Annotated in this window: 16 protein-coding genes; 7 read left to right on the forward strand and 9 right to left on the reverse strand. The window is 70.5% G+C overall.

Annotated elements, in window-relative coordinates; all coding sequences use genetic code 11:
- Positions 1 to 11: 11 nt before the first annotated feature.
- From L1857_RS31975 to L1857_RS31990, 4 genes are all read right to left on the reverse strand, one after another.
- Complete coding sequence (locus L1857_RS31975; protein WP_094004746.1) at positions 12 to 1,106, reverse strand: hypothetical protein; 1,095 nt, start codon at positions 1,104 to 1,106, stop codon at positions 12 to 14.
- Complete coding sequence (locus tag L1857_RS31980; protein ID WP_094004745.1) at positions 1,090 to 1,302, reverse strand: Trm112 family protein; 213 nt, start codon at positions 1,300 to 1,302, stop codon at positions 1,090 to 1,092. Before L1857_RS31980 ends, L1857_RS31975 begins: the two co-directional genes overlap by 17 nt.
- 11 nt (positions 1,303 to 1,313) lie before the next feature.
- The gene (locus L1857_RS31985) at positions 1,314 to 2,669 is read right to left on the reverse strand and encodes a phosphomannomutase/phosphoglucomutase (protein ID WP_249467177.1); all 1,356 of its coding nucleotides are present in this window, start codon (positions 2,667 to 2,669) and stop codon (positions 1,314 to 1,316) included.
- A gap of 79 nt (positions 2,670 to 2,748) precedes the next feature.
- Positions 2,749 to 3,105 carry a DUF3499 domain-containing protein gene (locus tag L1857_RS31990; protein WP_094004743.1) on the reverse strand — a complete coding sequence of 119 codons (357 nt, stop codon included), beginning with the start codon at positions 3,103 to 3,105 and terminating at the stop codon, positions 2,749 to 2,751.
- Between the two features lie 96 nt (positions 3,106 to 3,201).
- Here L1857_RS31990 and L1857_RS31995 point away from each other — a divergent pair, with 96 nt between their 5' ends.
- On the forward strand, positions 3,202 to 3,663 hold the full coding sequence (locus L1857_RS31995) for a metallopeptidase family protein (protein ID WP_094004742.1): 462 nt from the start codon (positions 3,202 to 3,204) through the stop codon (positions 3,661 to 3,663).
- A gap of 122 nt (positions 3,664 to 3,785) precedes the next feature.
- On the opposite strand, the gene L1857_RS32000 is transcribed toward L1857_RS31995, so the two are convergent.
- Both L1857_RS32000 and L1857_RS32005 read right to left on the reverse strand, forming a co-directional pair.
- On the reverse strand, positions 3,786 to 5,711 hold the full coding sequence (locus L1857_RS32000; RefSeq protein ID WP_116112473.1) for a hypothetical protein: 1,926 nt from the start codon (positions 5,709 to 5,711) through the stop codon (positions 3,786 to 3,788).
- 135 nt (positions 5,712 to 5,846) lie between these two features.
- On the reverse strand, positions 5,847 to 6,170 hold the full coding sequence (locus tag L1857_RS32005) for a WhiB family transcriptional regulator (protein WP_026153473.1): 324 nt from the start codon (positions 6,168 to 6,170) through the stop codon (positions 5,847 to 5,849).
- 213 nt (positions 6,171 to 6,383) lie between these two features.
- Between L1857_RS32005 and L1857_RS32010 the strand changes: the two genes are divergently transcribed.
- Positions 6,384 to 7,145 (forward strand): site-2 protease family protein, encoded by a 762-nt coding sequence (locus tag L1857_RS32010; protein ID WP_094004740.1) that lies wholly within the window; start codon positions 6,384 to 6,386, stop codon positions 7,143 to 7,145.
- 3 nt (positions 7,146 to 7,148) lie between these two features.
- Here the strand turns inward: L1857_RS32010 and L1857_RS32015 are convergent, their stop codons facing one another.
- Genes L1857_RS32015 through mshB form a run of 3 tightly spaced genes read right to left on the reverse strand, consistent with a single transcriptional unit; the run spans position 7,149 to position 9,054 of the window.
- A complete protein-coding gene (locus L1857_RS32015; RefSeq protein WP_198958177.1) occupies positions 7,149 to 7,859 on the reverse strand; it encodes a hypothetical protein in 711 nt (236 codons plus the stop codon).
- Complete coding sequence (locus tag L1857_RS32020; RefSeq protein WP_094004738.1) at positions 7,852 to 8,223, reverse strand: hypothetical protein; 372 nt, start codon at positions 8,221 to 8,223, stop codon at positions 7,852 to 7,854. The genes L1857_RS32015 and L1857_RS32020 overlap by 8 nt, the downstream gene beginning before the upstream one ends.
- Complete coding sequence (mshB, locus tag L1857_RS32025; protein ID WP_094004737.1) at positions 8,224 to 9,054, reverse strand: N-acetyl-1-D-myo-inositol-2-amino-2-deoxy-alpha-D-glucopyranoside deacetylase; 831 nt, start codon at positions 9,052 to 9,054, stop codon at positions 8,224 to 8,226.
- Positions 9,055 to 9,438: 384 nt separating this feature from the next.
- On the opposite strand from mshB, the gene L1857_RS32030 reads away from it, so the two are divergent.
- The 5 genes from L1857_RS32030 (at position 9,439) to L1857_RS32050 (ending at position 15,403) form a co-directional block, all read left to right on the forward strand.
- A complete protein-coding gene (locus L1857_RS32030) occupies positions 9,439 to 11,190 on the forward strand; it encodes an ABC transporter family substrate-binding protein (protein ID WP_094004736.1) in 1,752 nt (583 codons plus the stop codon).
- Positions 11,191 to 11,357: 167 nt separating this feature from the next.
- Positions 11,358 to 12,338 carry an ABC transporter permease gene (locus tag L1857_RS32035; RefSeq protein ID WP_094004735.1) on the forward strand — a complete coding sequence of 327 codons (981 nt, stop codon included), beginning with the start codon at positions 11,358 to 11,360 and terminating at the stop codon, positions 12,336 to 12,338.
- Positions 12,331 to 13,272 (forward strand): ABC transporter permease, encoded by a 942-nt coding sequence (locus L1857_RS32040; protein ID WP_094004734.1) that lies wholly within the window; start codon positions 12,331 to 12,333, stop codon positions 13,270 to 13,272. Before L1857_RS32035 ends, L1857_RS32040 begins: the two co-directional genes overlap by 8 nt.
- Entirely contained in the window at positions 13,269 to 14,354 is a 1,086-nt protein-coding gene (locus L1857_RS32045) for an ABC transporter ATP-binding protein (RefSeq protein WP_094004733.1), read from the forward strand. The genes L1857_RS32040 and L1857_RS32045 overlap by 4 nt, the downstream gene beginning before the upstream one ends.
- Positions 14,351 to 15,403, forward strand: coding sequence for an ABC transporter ATP-binding protein (locus L1857_RS32050; protein WP_094004732.1), 1,053 nt, complete (start codon positions 14,351 to 14,353; stop codon positions 15,401 to 15,403). Before L1857_RS32045 ends, L1857_RS32050 begins: the two co-directional genes overlap by 4 nt.
- Positions 15,404 to 15,490: the final 87 nt, after the last annotated feature.

The raw sequence follows: 15,490 nt of genomic DNA on the forward strand, positions 1-15,490 counted from the left end.
CCGAACCGGCGTCAGGCGGACGCGGGCTCGTAGTGCCCGCCACCCCCGGTGGCGCCAGTGGCCAGCCCGAGGTAGACCGCGGCCAGCTCGAACCGTAGCGCCAGCACCCCGGCGCGCACAGGCTCGTCACCGACGATCTCGTCCGCGGGGGCGACCACTCCGGCACCGGGAAGCGTATGCGAAGCGTCGAGGCGCGCCGCGTCGACCGCCGGGCCGCTGTGCACCGCGAGCAGCAGCACCCGGTAGTTCGGCAGGTCGGTGTCCAGATCGGGGTCGGCGAAGATGTCCCGCTCGCCGGAGCTGTTCGCCGCCGCCTGACGCAGAGCGCGACGGGTCAGCGCCTGCCGGTAGTCGGCGATGTCGGCGACGACGCCGGCGAACGAGCCCAGCGCGTAGCCGGCGTGCTGGGCGACCGCGACCGCGATCGGGTCCAGCCCCCACAGCAGCGGGATCCGGTCGGCCAGGCGCAGGGCGAGCGCCTTGGCGGGGTTGGCGAAGGAGTCGCGGCCGAGGTGGCCGCGCTCGGCCTCGGCATCGAGCTGGTCGGCCAGCAACTGCACGTCGGCGACCAGCAGGCCGAGGGCGTTCGCGGTGAGCAGCCCGGCGGCCAGGCCGCGGGCGAAGGTCAGCTCGGGCGGCACCGGGACCCGCGGCACGAGCTGGACGCCCTTCCCGGCGACCGACGCCGCGACCGGGCCCTCGTTCGGCGCGGACAGCACCACCGTCGCGCCGTACCGCGCGGCCCGCTCGATGCCGGCGGCCAGCTCCCGGTCGAACGGGTCGTCGGTGTGCGCGAAGACGACGTCCAGCGCCCCGATCCACGGCGGCACCGCCTCGGAGACCAGGACCGGCGCCGGGCAGGCCGGGGCCAGCAACGCGTACAGCAGACGGGCCACGCTGCGGCTCACCCCGGGACGGACGACGAGCACGAGCGCCCGCGGACGGCCCAGGTCGAGCCGGTCGGCCAGCTCGGCGTCCGCGGCGACCTCGGCGGTGGACCGCACCTGGGCGCCGGCCATCGCCGCCGCCCTCAGCAGTCCTGCCGTGTCGGCCTCCGCCAGGCGCGCGGGGTCGTCCAGGAGGGTGTCGTCAAGCACCGTCGGCACGGGACTCACCCGGAATCGTGGCCTCGTCGAGCAACAGCACGGGGATGCCGTCCCGGACCGGGAACTCGCGGCCACAGGAGGTGCACGTCAGCGCGTCGGCCTCCGGGTCGCTCGCCGTTCCCGGGCGCAGCGGCGCGTGGTCGTCGGACGGGCACGCCAGGATCTCCAGCAACTGGGCATCGAGCGCGACTGCCATGTGGAACCTCCCTAGCTGCGAACGATCGCGAGGACTTCGTCGGTCAGCGCGCGGACCGCGTCCTCGTCGGCGGCCTCGACGTTGAGCCGCAGCAGCGGCTCGGTGTTGGACGGGCGCAGATTGAACCACGCCTTGCCCGGCAGCTTCACGGTCAGGCCGTCCATCTCGTCGATCTCCACGCCGGGACGGCTCGCGAACGCGTCCTTGACCGCGAGCTGCTTGGCGACCTGGTCGTCGACCGTCGAGTTGATCTCGCCGGAGGCCGCGTAGCGCGAGTACTCCGCGGTCAGCTCGGACAGCGGCCGCTCCTGCTCGCCGAGCGCGGCCAGCACGTGCAGCGCGGCCAGCATGCCGGTGTCGGCCCGCCAGAAGTCGCGGAAGTAGTAGTGCGCGGAGTGCTCGCCGCCGAAGATCGCGCCGGTGGCGGCCATCTCCTGCTTGATGAACGAGTGCCCGACGCGGGTGCGGACCGGCTTGCCGCCGTTCTCGGCGACGATCTCCGGGACCGCCTGGGAGGTGATCAGGTTGTGGATGATCGTGCCGCCCGGGTCCTTGGCCAGCTCGCGCACGGCGACCAGCGCGGTGATCGCGCTCGGCGACACCGGGTCGCCCTTCTCGTCGACCACGAAGCAGCGGTCGGCGTCGCCGTCGAAGGCCAGGCCCGCGTCGGCGCCGACCTCGCGGACCTTGGCCTGCAGGTCGACCAGGTTCTTCGGGTCCAGCGGGTTGGCCTCGTGGTTGGGGAAGCTGCCGTCCAGCTCGAAGTACATCGGCACGAGCTCGATCGGCAGTCCCTCGAACACGGTCGGGACGGTGTGGCCGCCCATGCCGTTGCCCGCGTCGACGGCGATCTTCAGCGGGCGGCTGCCGGACAGGTCGACCAGCTTGCGCAGGTAGGCGGCGTAGTCGCGGAGGACGTCCCGCTCGGTGACGCTGCCCGGCTGCCCGGCGAAGGACGGCACGCCCTGCTCGACGGTGTCGCGGATCTCGGCGAGCCCGGACTCCTGCCCCACCGGGGCGGCGCCCGCGCGGCAGAGCTTGATGCCGTTGTACTTGGCCGGGTTGTGGCTCGCGGTGAACATCGCCCCGGGCAGGTTGAGCGAACCGGAGGCGAAGTAGAGCTGGTCGGTGCTGCACAGGCCGATCGACACGACGTCCAGGCCCTGCGAGGTGACGCCCTCGGCGAACGCGGCGGCCAGTCCCGGCGACGACTCGCGCATGTCGTGGCCGATCACCACCGACGGCGACTCCGGCTTGATCAGCAGCGCGAAGGCGGCGCCGAAGTCCCGGACGAGGCCGGCGTCCAGCTGCTCGCCGACGACACCCCGGATGTCGTAGGCCTTGACGATGGCCGACAGGTCTGACACGCGCTCTCCCCGAGAGTTGTCCATGGGCTGCGGATACCCGAGAGCCTACCGGGGGAACGCTCGGCGGATGTGGCGTGACCTACGAGATCGGGTCGGGCAGCACCCGCAGGTGGCCGCGACGGCCGGAGGGACCCTCCGGTTCCGGTGGCGGGGCGGGCCGGTCGGACCGGCCGGCTTCGCGGACGGCCTCGGCCAGCGCCGTGAGCTCGTCGTCGGACCGGTCCGGGGCGGCGAACTCGCCCTCGTGCCGGACGACCTCCCAGCCCCGGGGTGCGGTGAGGCGGAGCGCGTGCTCCTCGCACAGGTCGTAGGAATGCGGCTCGGACGCCGTCGCGAGGGGACCGACCACCGCGGTCGAATCGCTGTAGGCGTAGGTAAGCGTGGCGACGGCCGGGTTCAGGCACCCCGTTCGCGAACACTTTCGTACGCTCGACACGATCGCAGACGATAGCGCTTCCCCCCGGCAAGTGCGCGCAGGCGCACCGGTGGGGGCCACCGACCGACGCCAACGCGTAACCTTCCGGATGTGTCTATGGCTCGAAGTTCCCGGCATCGGCGGCGCGTCCGCCGGGACCGGCATGGCCGCGGGCTGCGTGGGCCGCTGTACCCGGCGACCCTGCCAGCCGCGGCCAGCCGCGCGGAGAAGTTCGACCAGCTCGTGCTCGACGCGCTCGAGCCGATCGAGGCCCGGTGGCGGGACCAGCTGACGAAGCTGGACGTGGCGGTCGACGACGTGCCCGAGATCCGGGGCGCGGGCGGCCCGGCGGACGACGGGGTGCTCCACGACGGGGCGGTGCCGCTGTCCCGGCTGGTGCCGGCGGGCGTGGACCGGGCCGGCCTGCCGACGCGCGCGCGGATCGTGCTGTACCGGCGGCCGCTCGAGGCGCGGGCCAAGGACCCCGGCGAACTGGCCGAACTGGTGCACGACGTGCTGGTGGAGCAGGTGGCGGGCTACCTGGGCGTCGAACCGGACATCATCGAGGGCGGCGAGTAGTTCCCGGAACGGGTGGTTTTCCGGCGTCCGGTTCTCAGCCGGAGGCGGCGGCTGCCGGGCGCAGCCGCGGGCCAGCTTCACGGCGGCCAGCACCGCCCCACCCGACACCAGCACACCAGGGCTCAGGCGCGCGCCGGCTCCAGCGGGCGTGGCTCGCGCAGGCGGGTGGGCACCGCGGTCAGCAGGGTGAACAGCGCGGCCGCGATCTGCACCAGCAACAGCACGTCCCGCAGGGTCGAGGGGTGTTCGAGCGTCACCTCGGCCTGGGTGGTCGGCACCGCGACCGCCACCTGGTGCCCCCACGCCGGCACGATCGGCACCGGCTTGCCGTCCACCTGCGCGCGCCACCCGTCCTCGTGCTCGGCGGCCAGCACCAGCAGCCGCCCGGGCACGCCCTCCGACACCCGCACCCGCACGTCCGGCAGCTCCGCGTCCACCGGCGTCACCCCGAGCGTGCTGGTCGGCGCCTGCGACGTCACCGCCTGGCGCGCCACCCCGGGCGGGATCAGCACGACCTGCCCGCCGGGCTCCAGCAGCCGCAGCACCGGCCGCCCGTCGGACGTCGGCGCGACCGACGACGCCAGGTCGCCCGCCATCGTGACGATCGGTCGCGGATCCGCCCCCGCCGGGAGCACCACGAACAACGCCCCCGACGCCGCCGCGCCCGAGAGCGCCGCCCGCGTCCGCTGCGCTTCCGGGTTCACGAGCGCGTCCTGCCACCCGGCCAGCCGCCCGGGCGTCGCCGCGCTCACCGCCAGCTGCTCGTCCCCGAACCGCGGCATCCGGCCGCCCGTCTGCAGCGCGGGCGCGGGCCCGGTGCCCAGCACCAGCACCGACCGGCCGGTGCGGGCCAGCTCGTCAGCCTGGTCCGCCGCCAGCGCCGGCCCGCCGCCGGAGTGCAGCGGCCCGCCACTGCCCGCCACCACGACCCCGACGGCCAGCGCCACCACCAGCGCCGCCCCACCGGCGAGAAAGGGCTTTCCGGCCGCGCCGCGGCACGCCGACAGCACGATCCACAGCAGCCCGGCCCCGATGACCAGCAGCGGCACCCCCGCGAAGCCCGGGGACACCGGCCCGCCCTGCAGCGGCGTCACCGCCACCAGCCGCACGACCAGCAGCCCGGCGACCCCGAGCACCACCACGGCGAGCCCGGCCCCGGCCGCGCGGCCCGGCCGCACCGCGAACGCGATCACGGCGGCCAGCAGCACCGCGAGCCCGACCGGCCACGCCCCGGCGCCGCCCGGATCCAGCCCGGCCAGGTCGACCGCGGTCACCGGATCGCCCGGGCCGCTCAGCCCGTGCAGCACCAGCTCCGGGTGGTTGACCAGCACGGTCGGCCAGGGCATCAGCAACGCCAGCGGCACCAGCACCACGATGACCACCGACGCCGCGCGCTTGAGCAGCGGCGCGGGCGAGGGCAGCACGACGAACCCGATGACCAGCCCGGCCAGCGCGAGCAGGTGCGCCAGCGGCGAGAACGCGCCCAGCAGCGCCAGGCCCAGCGCGCACAGCGACGACGAGTGCAGCCACCGCTGCCCGGGATCGGACAGCACGCCCGCGATCCCGGCGATCACCGGCGGCAGCAGGATGTGGACGGCCACGACGTCGAGCCGGCCCTGCGCCACCCCGGCGGTCGCGGCGGGCAGCAGCCCGTAGGCGGCGGCGATCACCGCGCGGACCCACGGCTGCACCGGAAGCCGCCGGGTGGCGAAGAACGCCGACACCCCGGCCAGCGGAGCATCGGCGATCATCAGCAACGACACGAACCCGTGCGGGGTGAACACCGCACCGAAGATCCCGAGCACGGCCAGCGCGGCCGGCGCCGCGCTCGCGGTGCCGCCGTCCACGGCGTGCCAGCCGGCCAGGTAAGCCGACCAGACCTCGCTCAGCGAACCGGCTTCGAGGAGCCGTCCGCCGGCGAGGTCGAAGCCCAGTCGTCCCGCGTTCACCGACAGCCCGAGCGCGGCGAGCACCACGAAAACGCCCGCCACCGGGGCGATCCTGGCCACCGTCGAGATCCTGTCCGGGACGTTCACGTTGTCGGGCAAGGCTTCTCCAGTGGGCGGCGGCGATCGGTGAGATCTTCTGCCGCGCCAGCCTAACCGAGCCGACCGTGACTCCACGCACCCGCACGAGCACGCGCCAGCCCTGCCACCTCGTTGTGAAGCAGGTGTTAAATTTCCTTACACAGCCCGCTTTTTGAGCTTCCGACGCTCCCGTTCGGACAGACCACCCCAGATGCCGAAGCGCTCGTCGTGGGCCAGCGCGTACTCCAGGCATTCGCCCTTCACTTCGCAGCCCTGACAGATCCGCTTCGCCTCACGGGTCGAGCCGCCCTTCTCCGGGAAGAACGCCTCGGGATCGGTCTGCGCGCACAGTGCGCGGTCCTGCCACTCGGGGGGCTCGTCGTTGTCGAAGAGGTCGACGAGCTCGCCCAGTTCCACCTCCGGGCCTTCTCGCCACTCCACGACGTTCCCCCAATCCCTTCCGTCGGATTCCAACCGCACGTCCGCCTCCTCTGCTTCCACGCACTCCCCAGGCTGGCGGTCTTGCATCGCCGTACCCGTCGCCCCCTTGCAGCAACGAATAACAGCACTGTGATTACACCCGTGTAATGAGGCTAGGTCAAGCGGAGTAGCGAGGTTGGGGGATGCTTCTGCCCCGTCGCGCAAGCGGACACGCCGAACATCAACTCGCCAGGATGCGAGAGACTGGGCCCCGTGCAACGATCCGCGGTCCGACCCAGTCCTGTCTTCTTCGGCATTCTCGCACTCACCGTAGTGGGTGGTGTACTCGCCGCTTTCGGTCAGCCGAGCAACGACGATCCCATGACGGTGGGCGGCATCTTCCTGCTCGTCATCGGCGGGTGGGCGCTCTCGCTCACCCTGCACGAGTTCGGGCACGCCTTCGTCGCCTTCAAGGGCGGCGACTACGAGGTCGCCTCGAAGGGCTACCTCAACATGGATGTCCGCCGGTACACCGACCCGGTGCTCTCGCTCGTGCTGCCGCTGCTCTTCCTCGCCATCGGCGGGATCCCGCTACCGGGTGGCGCGGTGTGGATCAACCGGTGGGCGCTGCGCAACCGGGCGTTCGCGTCCTGGACCTCGCTCGCCGGGCCGCTGACCAACCTGCTGTTCGGCATCGTGCTGGCGGTCGCCGTGCAACTGATCCCGATGCCCCTCACCCTGCTGATCGGGCTGTCGTTCCTGGCGCTGCTGCAGATCGCGACGTTCGTGCTGAACATCCTGCCGGTGCCCGGTCTGGACGGGTACGGCGCGATCGAGCCCTACCTGTCCCCGGAGGCACGGGAGTTCGGCGCCAAGGCGCGGCCGTGGGCGCCGCTCGTCCTGTTCGCCCTGCTGTTCGCGGTTCCCGCGGTCGGAGCGACGTTCTGGGACGCCGTCTACTGGCTGTACGAGGTGTGCGGGGGCGACTCGTACTCGGCCCGGGTGGGCGGCGGAACCTTCCAGTTCTGGCGTTAGCGGTCAGGCCGCGCGGGCGAACCACTCGTCCGCGCGGCGCACGACCCGCTTGAGCCCGCTGCGCTCGCCGAGGTAGTCGCCGACCAGGCCGACCACCGGCAGCATCCCGACGGCCCGGTGGTAGAACCGGCCGTGCGGCCGCTTCTCCAGCTCGTCGGTGATGGCCATGAGCGAGCGGCCCATCCGCCACAGCGTCTTGCCGGCCGACTTCAGCGTGATGCGCCGCGGCCGGTGCTCCACCTGGGAGAACTCGCCGGCCAGCTTCGCGGTCTCGGCGTCCTCGTCGGCCGTCGAGTACTCCTCGTGCTTGCCCGCGGCGAGCGCGGCGTCGATGTCGCGCTGGAACAGCACCCACGCGACCAGCCGGACCTTCTCGCCGATGTCGGCGATGCCGTGCTCCTCGGCGATGGCGGTCAGCAGCAGCGCCTGCGCGGCCGTGCCCAGCGCGTCCTGCACCGGCAGCCGGTCGGCGAGCACGCCGCCGAGCCCGGGGATCGAGGTGACCAGCGACGTCAGCCGGCCCAGCCGGTTGACCCACCAGTCGATGTGGCCGTCCCGGTCCATCGCCTCCCACGCGGCCGACCCCGGCACGCGCACCGACGCCAGTCCTTCCAGGCGGCCGGGTGTGCGCAACGCGTGCAGCACCGGGCCGGACGCGCGCACGATCGGGCGCAGCACGGCGACGACCTGACGGTCGGAAATCGCTTCACCCACGACTGGTTGCACTCCTCTTCGGCGGCACGGCGAGCACGCCACCGAGGCTCATCGCCGCCGGCAGCGCCCCGCCGGCGATGAGCAGCAACGCTCGCCAGTCCTGCAGCAGCACGAGATCACCGCCGGGCCCGAACAGCCCGACGATCACAATCACCAGTACCCACGCGACGAGCGGGGCAAACGCGGCCCGCGGCGCGACCAGCCGCCCGGCCAGCCGCACGAGCAGCGGGGTGGTGAGCGCCGCGACGAGCACGGTGACCGGGAACGGGATCGTCCCGCCGACGTGGAGCGGCAGGAAGAACAGCTCGAGCACGGCCAGCAACGCCGCGTCGAGCACCAGCAGCACCAGCAGCAGCCTGGACACCTACAGCCCTCCGAACAGGTCGCGCTCCGCGCCCTCGGCCGGGCCGTGCACCAGTACATAGTGCTCGATTTCGTCGATGGGCTGCGCGATGCCGTTGGACAACGCGAACGCCGGGGGCCGGACGCTGATCTGCGTCTCGTGCGCGGCCAGGGCCGCGATCTTGGCGTCGAGGTGGTCCCGCACGTCGATGGCGGTGGTGATCTCCTCGTCCGGCGTGGTCGGCAGCTCGCCGTCGGCGGGCAGCCGCCACGGCAGGCCGGGCTCCTCCCGCAGGCGCGCCACCCCGCGGTCGAGGGCGTCGCGGGAGGCGGCGATGTGGAAGACCCGTCGCACGTACGGGGCATCCTGGACGGCGATCATGGTTACTGCGTGTGCCCGGATGTGGTCCGGGTGCCCATACCCGCCGAAGGCGTTGTAGGTCACGACCACATGCGGGCGCACGTCGTCGAGAACGGCCCGCAGCTGGGTGGCCTGCTCATGTGGATCTCCTCCGGAAAACGCGCGCGGGTGGCCGGCCGACGGCGTGCCCGCCATGCCCGAATCACGCCAGCGCCCGATACCTCCCAGATAACACTGCCGGGTCAACCCGAGCGCCCGGACGGCGGAAGCCAGTTCCCCCGACCGGTAGCCACCGAGCTGGTCCCCGGCCCACGCCCCGAGCTGGTCCAGACCCTTGGGGATGATCTCCCCCTCCTCGCCGAGTGTGCAGGTCACGAGGGTTGTGTCGACCCCTTCGGCGGCGTAGCGGGCGATGGTCCCGCCGGTCGTGATGCTTTCGTCGTCGGGATGGGCGTGCACGAGCAGGAGCCGGCGTGCGGAGGTAGCGGTCACGAGTTCAGGTTAATTAGAAGATTGTGTGGCGTTCCTGTCACAGGCGTATGACTAGTCCTTTCGTGGGGTCCACAAAGTGGGACGCGTCGGTTATTCTCCCCCGAGCTACGCACCGCGCCGTAGCAGGGGATATCCAAGAAGGGGTGCCCGTGCACCGAGTTCCGGGGGGAAGGTCAGGCGGCCACGAACGGCAACGCTCCTCACCCGTTCGAGTGAGGGACGGCGCGTCACTGTTCCATCACAATCTCACGCTGAGTGGCCGTCTCGGCTGTTCCTCTGCCTAGGTTGCACGACTACGGTGAGCAAACTCGATCACCTCGACAGTTCGCCGCCACAGGACGAGGCCGCCTCGCTACCCACGACGGCGTCGAGCAAGGAGAATGAATGTTAGGGAAGACCAAGTCACGTGCCGCCAGAATCGGCGCGCTCGCCGCGACCGCCGCGCTGGTCCTCGCCGCCTGTGGCGGTGGCGGCGGTGACAACAGTGGCGTCCAGACCGGGCAGGCGTTCGCCGAATGCGACGCCAACCCGAACGCGTGCAACTCGGCCGCCGCTGACCAGCTGCAGGACGGCGGTGACGTCACCTTCGCGATCGAGAAGAACATCCCGAACTGGAACGTCACGTCCGGTGAGGGCAACGTCTTCGAGACCGGCATGGTGACCAAGGGCATCCTGCCCTACACCTTCTACACGACGCCGGACCTCAAGCCGACCCTGGCCACCGACTTCGTGACCTCGGCCGACATCACCAGCACGAACCCGCAGACGGTGGTCTACAAGATCAACCCGAAGGCCGTGTGGTCCGACGGCACGCCGATCACGGCCGACGACTTCGTCTACAACTGGAAGGTCCAGAACGGCAAGGACTGCCCGGACTGCGCCCCGGCCAGCTCCTCCGGCTACAACCTGGTCAACTCCGTCGTGGGTTCGGACAACGGCAAGACGGTCACCGTGACCTTCGACCGGCCGTACACCGACTGGAAGAACCTGTGGAGCTCCTCGGGCGCCATGTACCCCGCCCACCTGGCCGCGCAGCACGGTGACGTGAACACCCCGGCCGGCCTGGCGGAGTCGTACAAGTGGTTCGGCGAGACGGTCCCGACCTGGTCCGGCGGCCCGTGGAAGATCGACAACTTCCAGAACAACGTGTCGATCACCATGGTGCCGAACCCCGCGTGGTGGGGTGCCAAGCCGAAGCTGTCGCGCGTGATCTTCCGGATCATCACCGACGCCTCGCAGGAGCCGACGGCCCTGCAGAACAACGAGGTCCAGGTCATCTACCCGCAGCCGCAGGTCGACCTGGTCAACCAGGTGCGCAACATCCCGAACGTGTCCTCCTACATCGGCCTCGGCCTGACCTGGGAGCACTTCGACTTCAACCTGAAGAACCCGGCACTGGCGAACAAGGCGCTGCGTCAGGCGCTCTACACCGCGGTCAATGTCCAGGGGATCATCGACAAGACCGTCGGCCAGTTCACCGACAAGGTGAAGCCGCTGCACAACCACAACTTCATGCCGGGCCAGGAGGGCTACCAGGACGTCATCTCGTCCACCGGCCAGGGCACGGGTGACATCAACAAGGCGAAGCAGATCCTCACCAGCGCCGGGTACAAGCTGCAGGGCGACCAGCTGATCGACCCGAGCGGCGCGCCGGTGCCGACCCTGCGGATGCGCTACACCGTGGGCAACCAGATCCGCCAGAACGAGTGCGAGCTGTTCCAGCAGGCCGCCAGCCAGCTGGGCGTCAAGGTCGACATCGTGCCGACCGACGACCTCGGTGACACCACCAGCAACGGTGACTTCGACGTGATCGTGTTCGCGTGGGTCGCCTCGCCGTTCCCGTTCTCCGGTGCCGAGCAGAACTGGACCACCGGTTCGGAGAGCAACTACGGCGAGTACAGCAACCCCCAGGTCGACCAGCTGATCGCGCAGGCCAACGCCGAGACCGACCAGGCCAAGGCGGCGGAACTGCTCAACCAGGCCAACCAGCTGATGGCCGAGGACGCGTACGTGCTTCCGCTGTACCAGAAGCCGACCTTCATCGCGTCGTACGACAACATCGCCAACATCCGCAACAACTCGACCCTCGACGGGCCGGTCTACAACATGCACGAGTGGGGCATCCGGAAGGGCTGATCGCTCCGCCGGAGTACATTACTGAGAAGTAATTCGGTGGGGGAGGCCGGCATCGCCGGTCTCCCCCACCCCCTAACCGCACGAAACCACCCCAACCAGACAGGTCGCGCCGCCCGGTTCCGCCGTCACGAGCGGCGTGCTGGTCGAACTTCAGCAGGAAGACCTCCATGCTCGCCTTCGCATTGCGCCGGCTGCTCGTGTCGGTGCCGATCCTCATCGTGTCGACGTTCGTCGTCTTCGTGATGGTGTCGCTGTCGGCCAACCCGCTCAGCGGTCTCCTCACCCGGAATCCGCCACCACCACCGCAGACCATCGCGGCCGAGACCCGCCGGCTGCACCTGGACCAGCCGCTCATGGAGCGGTACTGGAACTGGATCACCGGCATCTTCCGCGGCGACTTCGGCCCGTCCGTCAACTCGACGATGGACATCGGGTCCGAGGTCATCTCCCGCTTCGCCGTCACCTTCCGCCTGATCTTCCTCGCGATGATCATCGCGTTGATCCTGGCGATCGTGGTCGGCGCCGTCAGCGCCGTGAAGCAGTACTCGAAGCTGGACTACACGGCCACCTTCTTCGGCTTCCTCTTCCTGTCGATGCCCTCGTTCTGGCTCGCGGTGCTCCTCAAGCAGGGCGGCATCTCGGTCAACAACGCCGTGGGCGACCAGGTCTTCTACACGATCGGCGCGAGCTCGATCTACGTGACGGGCGGGTTCTGGGCCCACCTCACGGACGTGCTGGGGCACATGATCCTGCCGACCATCTCGCTGGCGCTGATCTCCTACGCGTCGTGGAGCCGCTTCCAGCGCGGCTCGATGCTCGAAGTGCTCAACAGCGACTACGTGCGGCTCGCCCGCGCCAAGGGCCTGTCCCGCGGCGTCGTGATGCGACGGCACGCGCTGCGCAACGCCCTCATCCCGCTGACCACGGTCACCGCGCTCGACCTGGCCTCGATCATCTCCGGCGCCGTCGTCACCGAAAAGGTGTTCCAGTGGCAGGGCGCGGGTACGTTCCTGCTGGACGCCATCGCCGCGAGCGACGTGTACGCCGTCGAGGCCTGGCTGTTGATCTCGGCGACCTTCGTCATCCTGTTCAACCTTGTCGCCGACCTGCTGTACGGCGTGCTCGACCCGAGGATCCGCCATGCCTGAGCGCTCGACCACCGAAACCACCGTGACCGCCCAGCTCCAGGACGCGACCCCGAAGGGGACGGTCGAGCGGGAGTTCACGGTCCAGGAACGCGGCCAGTTCCAGCTGGTCCTGCGCCGGTTCATGCAGCACCGGCTGGCCGTGGCGAGCCTGATCCTGCTGATCGTGATCGTGCTGCTGGCCTACGTCGGCGGCTGGCTGTGGAAGTACGGGCCCGAGGACATCACCCCGGACAACTCCGAGGGGCCGTCGCTGGCGCACCCGTTCGGCACCGACGCGGTCGGCAAGGACATGCTCGCCAACGTGCTGCGCGGCACCCAGATCTCGCTGCAGATCTCCGTGCTGGTGGCGATCTTCGCCACGGTCGTCGGCACTATCTGGGGTGCGGTGGCCGGCTACTACCGGGGCTGGATCGACACCATCCTGATGCGCATCGCCGACCTGGTGCTCACGCTTCCGCTGCTCGCCGTCGCCGCCGTGCTCGCCCACAACGTGGGTGGCAGCTGGTGGCTGATCGCCGTCGTCATCGCCGGCCTGTACTGGGCCTACGTGTCGCGCGTCGCGCGCGGTGTGGTGCTGTCGCTGCGGGAGAAGGAGTTCATCGAGGCGGCCCGCGCGCTCGGTGCCGGTGACGCGCGGATCATCTTCCGGCACCTGGTGCCCAACGCGCTCGGCTCGGTGATCGTGAACGCGACGATCCTGGTGTCCATCGGCATCCTGCTGGAGACCGCGCTGTCGTTCCTCGGCTTCGGCGTGCGGCCCCCGGACACCTCGCTCGGCCTGCTGGTGAGCAGCGCGCAGACGGCGGTCGACACCCGCCCGTGGCTGTTCTACTTCCCGGGCCTGTTCATCATCCTGATCGCGCTGACGATCAACTTCATCGGGGACGGGCTCCGCGACGCGTTCGACCCCCAGCAGACGAAGGTGCGCGCATGACCTCGTTCGACTCCCAGACGACGGCCGACCCCGTCCTCTCGGTGGAGGACCTGACCGTCCAGTTCCCCAGCGACGACGGCCTCGTGCAGGCCGTGCGCGGCGTGACCTACCAGCTCGGCCGCGGTGAGGTGCTGGGCGTGGTCGGCGAATCCGGCTCCGGCAAGTCGGTGACCTCGCTGGCGATCATGGGGCTGCTGCCCCGCACGGCGCGGGTCAAGGGCACGATCAACTTCAGGGGCCGGAACCTGCTGGAACTGTCCGAGAAGGAGATGACCCGGGTCCGCGGCAGCGGCATCGCGATGGTCTTCCAGGACCCGATGACGTCGCTGAACCCGGTCTACCCGGTGGGCGACCAGATCGCCGAGGCCATCACCGCACACCACGACGTGCGCAAGGACGTGGCCCGCAAGCAGGCCGTGGAGCTGCTGGACCTGGTGCGCATCCCGAACCCGCAGCAGCGGGCGACGGAGTACCCGCACCAGCTCTCCGGCGGTATGCGGCAGCGCGTGGTGATCGCGATCGCGATCGCCAACCGGCCCGAGGTGATCATCGCCGACGAGCCGACGACCGCGCTGGACGTGACCGTGCAGGCGCAGGTGCTGGACGCGCTGCAGGCCGCGAAGCAGGAAACCGGCGCCGCGATGGTGCTGATCACACACGACCTGGGCGTCATCGCCGGCCAGGCCGACCGGGTGCAGGTCATGTACGCGGGCAAGGTGGTCGAGGCCGGCACGGTCGACGACATCTTCTACACCCCGCGCATGCCCTACACGCTGGGCCTGCTCGGCAGCCTGCCGCGGCTGGACATCAAGACCGACCGGCTCACCCCCATCGCCGGCTCCCCGCCCTCGGTGGTCAACATGCCGCCGGGCTGCCCGTTCAGCCCGCGCTGCCCGATGGCGCAGGAGATCTGCGACGCCGAGGAGCCGGCGCTCGAACCGACCACGGACGGTCTGCACAAGGCGGCCTGCCACTTCAGCGACGAGCTGGCCGGCCGCGAAGCCACTGATCTGTTCAACCCGACCTCGGTCGACGACGTCGACGCGGTGGCCGCGGTGACTCCCGGGGAGAAGACCGAATGAGCGAGAGCGCAGCCGGCGTGCTGCCCGAGCAGGACCAGCGGACCCCGGTGCTGTCCGCCCGCAACGTCGTCAAGCACTTCCCGGTGCGCAGCGGCGGGCTGATCCGGCGCCAGATCGGCGAGGTCCAGGCCGTGTCCGGGGTGTCGTTCGACATCTACGAGCGGGAGACGCTCGCCCTGGTCGGCGAGTCGGGGTGCGGCAAGTCGACCACCGCGCGGGTGGTGCTGAACCTGCAGCCGGCCACGAGCGGTGAGGTGTTCTTCGAGGGCACCGAGCTGCACAAGCTGAACCGCAAGCAGATGCAGTCCCTGCGCAGGCAGATGCAGATCGTGTTCCAGGACCCGTACGCCTCGGTCGACCCGCGCATGCCGGTCAACGAGATCATCGCCGAGCCGCTGCGGATCCACAACCTGTACGAGAAGGGCGGCCGGGAGCGGGTGCGTGAGCTGCTCGCCACGGTCGGCCTGCGGCCCGAGCACGGCAACCGGTACCCGCACGAGTTCTCCGGCGGTCAGCGGCAGCGCATCGGCATCGCCCGTGCGCTCGCGCTGCAGCCGAAGCTGCTGGTGCTGGACGAGCCGGTGTCGGCGCTGGACGTGTCGATCCAGGCCGGTGTGCTGAACCTGCTGCAGGACCTGCAGTCGGAGTTCGGCCTGTCGTACCTGTTCGTCTCGCACGACCTGTCGGTGGTCCGGCACATCTCCAACCGCATCGCGGTGATGTACCTGGGCAAGATCGTGGAGACGGCGCCGTCGGAAGAGTTGTTCTCCAATCCGGCGCACCCGTACACGCAGGCGCTGATCTCGGCGATCCCGGTGCCGGATCCGCGCAAGGAGCGGTCGCGCGAGCGGATCGTGATCACCGGCGACGTGCCGAGCCCGGCGAACCCGCCGAGTGGGTGCCGGTTCCGGACGCGGTGCCCGAAGTTCGCGAACGAGTTGTCGGATGCGGAGCGGACCAAGTGCATCGACGAGGAGCCGTTGCTCGTCGATCGCGGACAGGGTCATCCGGCGGCTTGCCACTACGCACAGGCGCGGCAGTTGATCTGATTCTCGTGGCTTGCGGAGCCGCTACGCGGGTATCTACTGCGCCGGCTTCGCTTCGCTACGCCCGGATCTGCCCCTCCGAACCCGATC

This window comes from Amycolatopsis thermalba, from assembly GCF_023376025.1.
In the GTDB taxonomy this organism is placed as follows: Bacteria; Actinomycetota; Actinomycetes; order Mycobacteriales; family Pseudonocardiaceae; genus Amycolatopsis_E; species Amycolatopsis_E thermalba.

Bases quoted from the DNA above. Each gene is read 5' to 3' on its own strand.
- L1857_RS32030 (WP_094004736.1), top strand. From the start codon at position 9,439: ATGTTAGGGAAGACCAAGTCACGTGCCGCCAGAATCGGCGCGCTCGCC.
- L1857_RS32040 (WP_094004734.1), top strand. From the start codon at position 12,331: ATGCCTGAGCGCTCGACCACCGAAACCACCGTGACCGCCCAGCTCCAG.
- L1857_RS32050 (WP_094004732.1), top strand. From the start codon at position 14,351: ATGAGCGAGAGCGCAGCCGGCGTGCTGCCCGAGCAGGACCAGCGGACC.
- L1857_RS31980 (WP_094004745.1), bottom strand. From the start codon at position 1,302: ATGGCAGTCGCGCTCGATGCCCAGTTGCTGGAGATCCTGGCGTGCCCG.
- L1857_RS32035 (WP_094004735.1), top strand. From the start codon at position 11,358: ATGCTCGCCTTCGCATTGCGCCGGCTGCTCGTGTCGGTGCCGATCCTC.
- L1857_RS31995 (WP_094004742.1), top strand. From the start codon at position 3,202: ATGGCTCGAAGTTCCCGGCATCGGCGGCGCGTCCGCCGGGACCGGCAT.
- L1857_RS32045 (WP_094004733.1), top strand. From the start codon at position 13,269: ATGACCTCGTTCGACTCCCAGACGACGGCCGACCCCGTCCTCTCGGTG.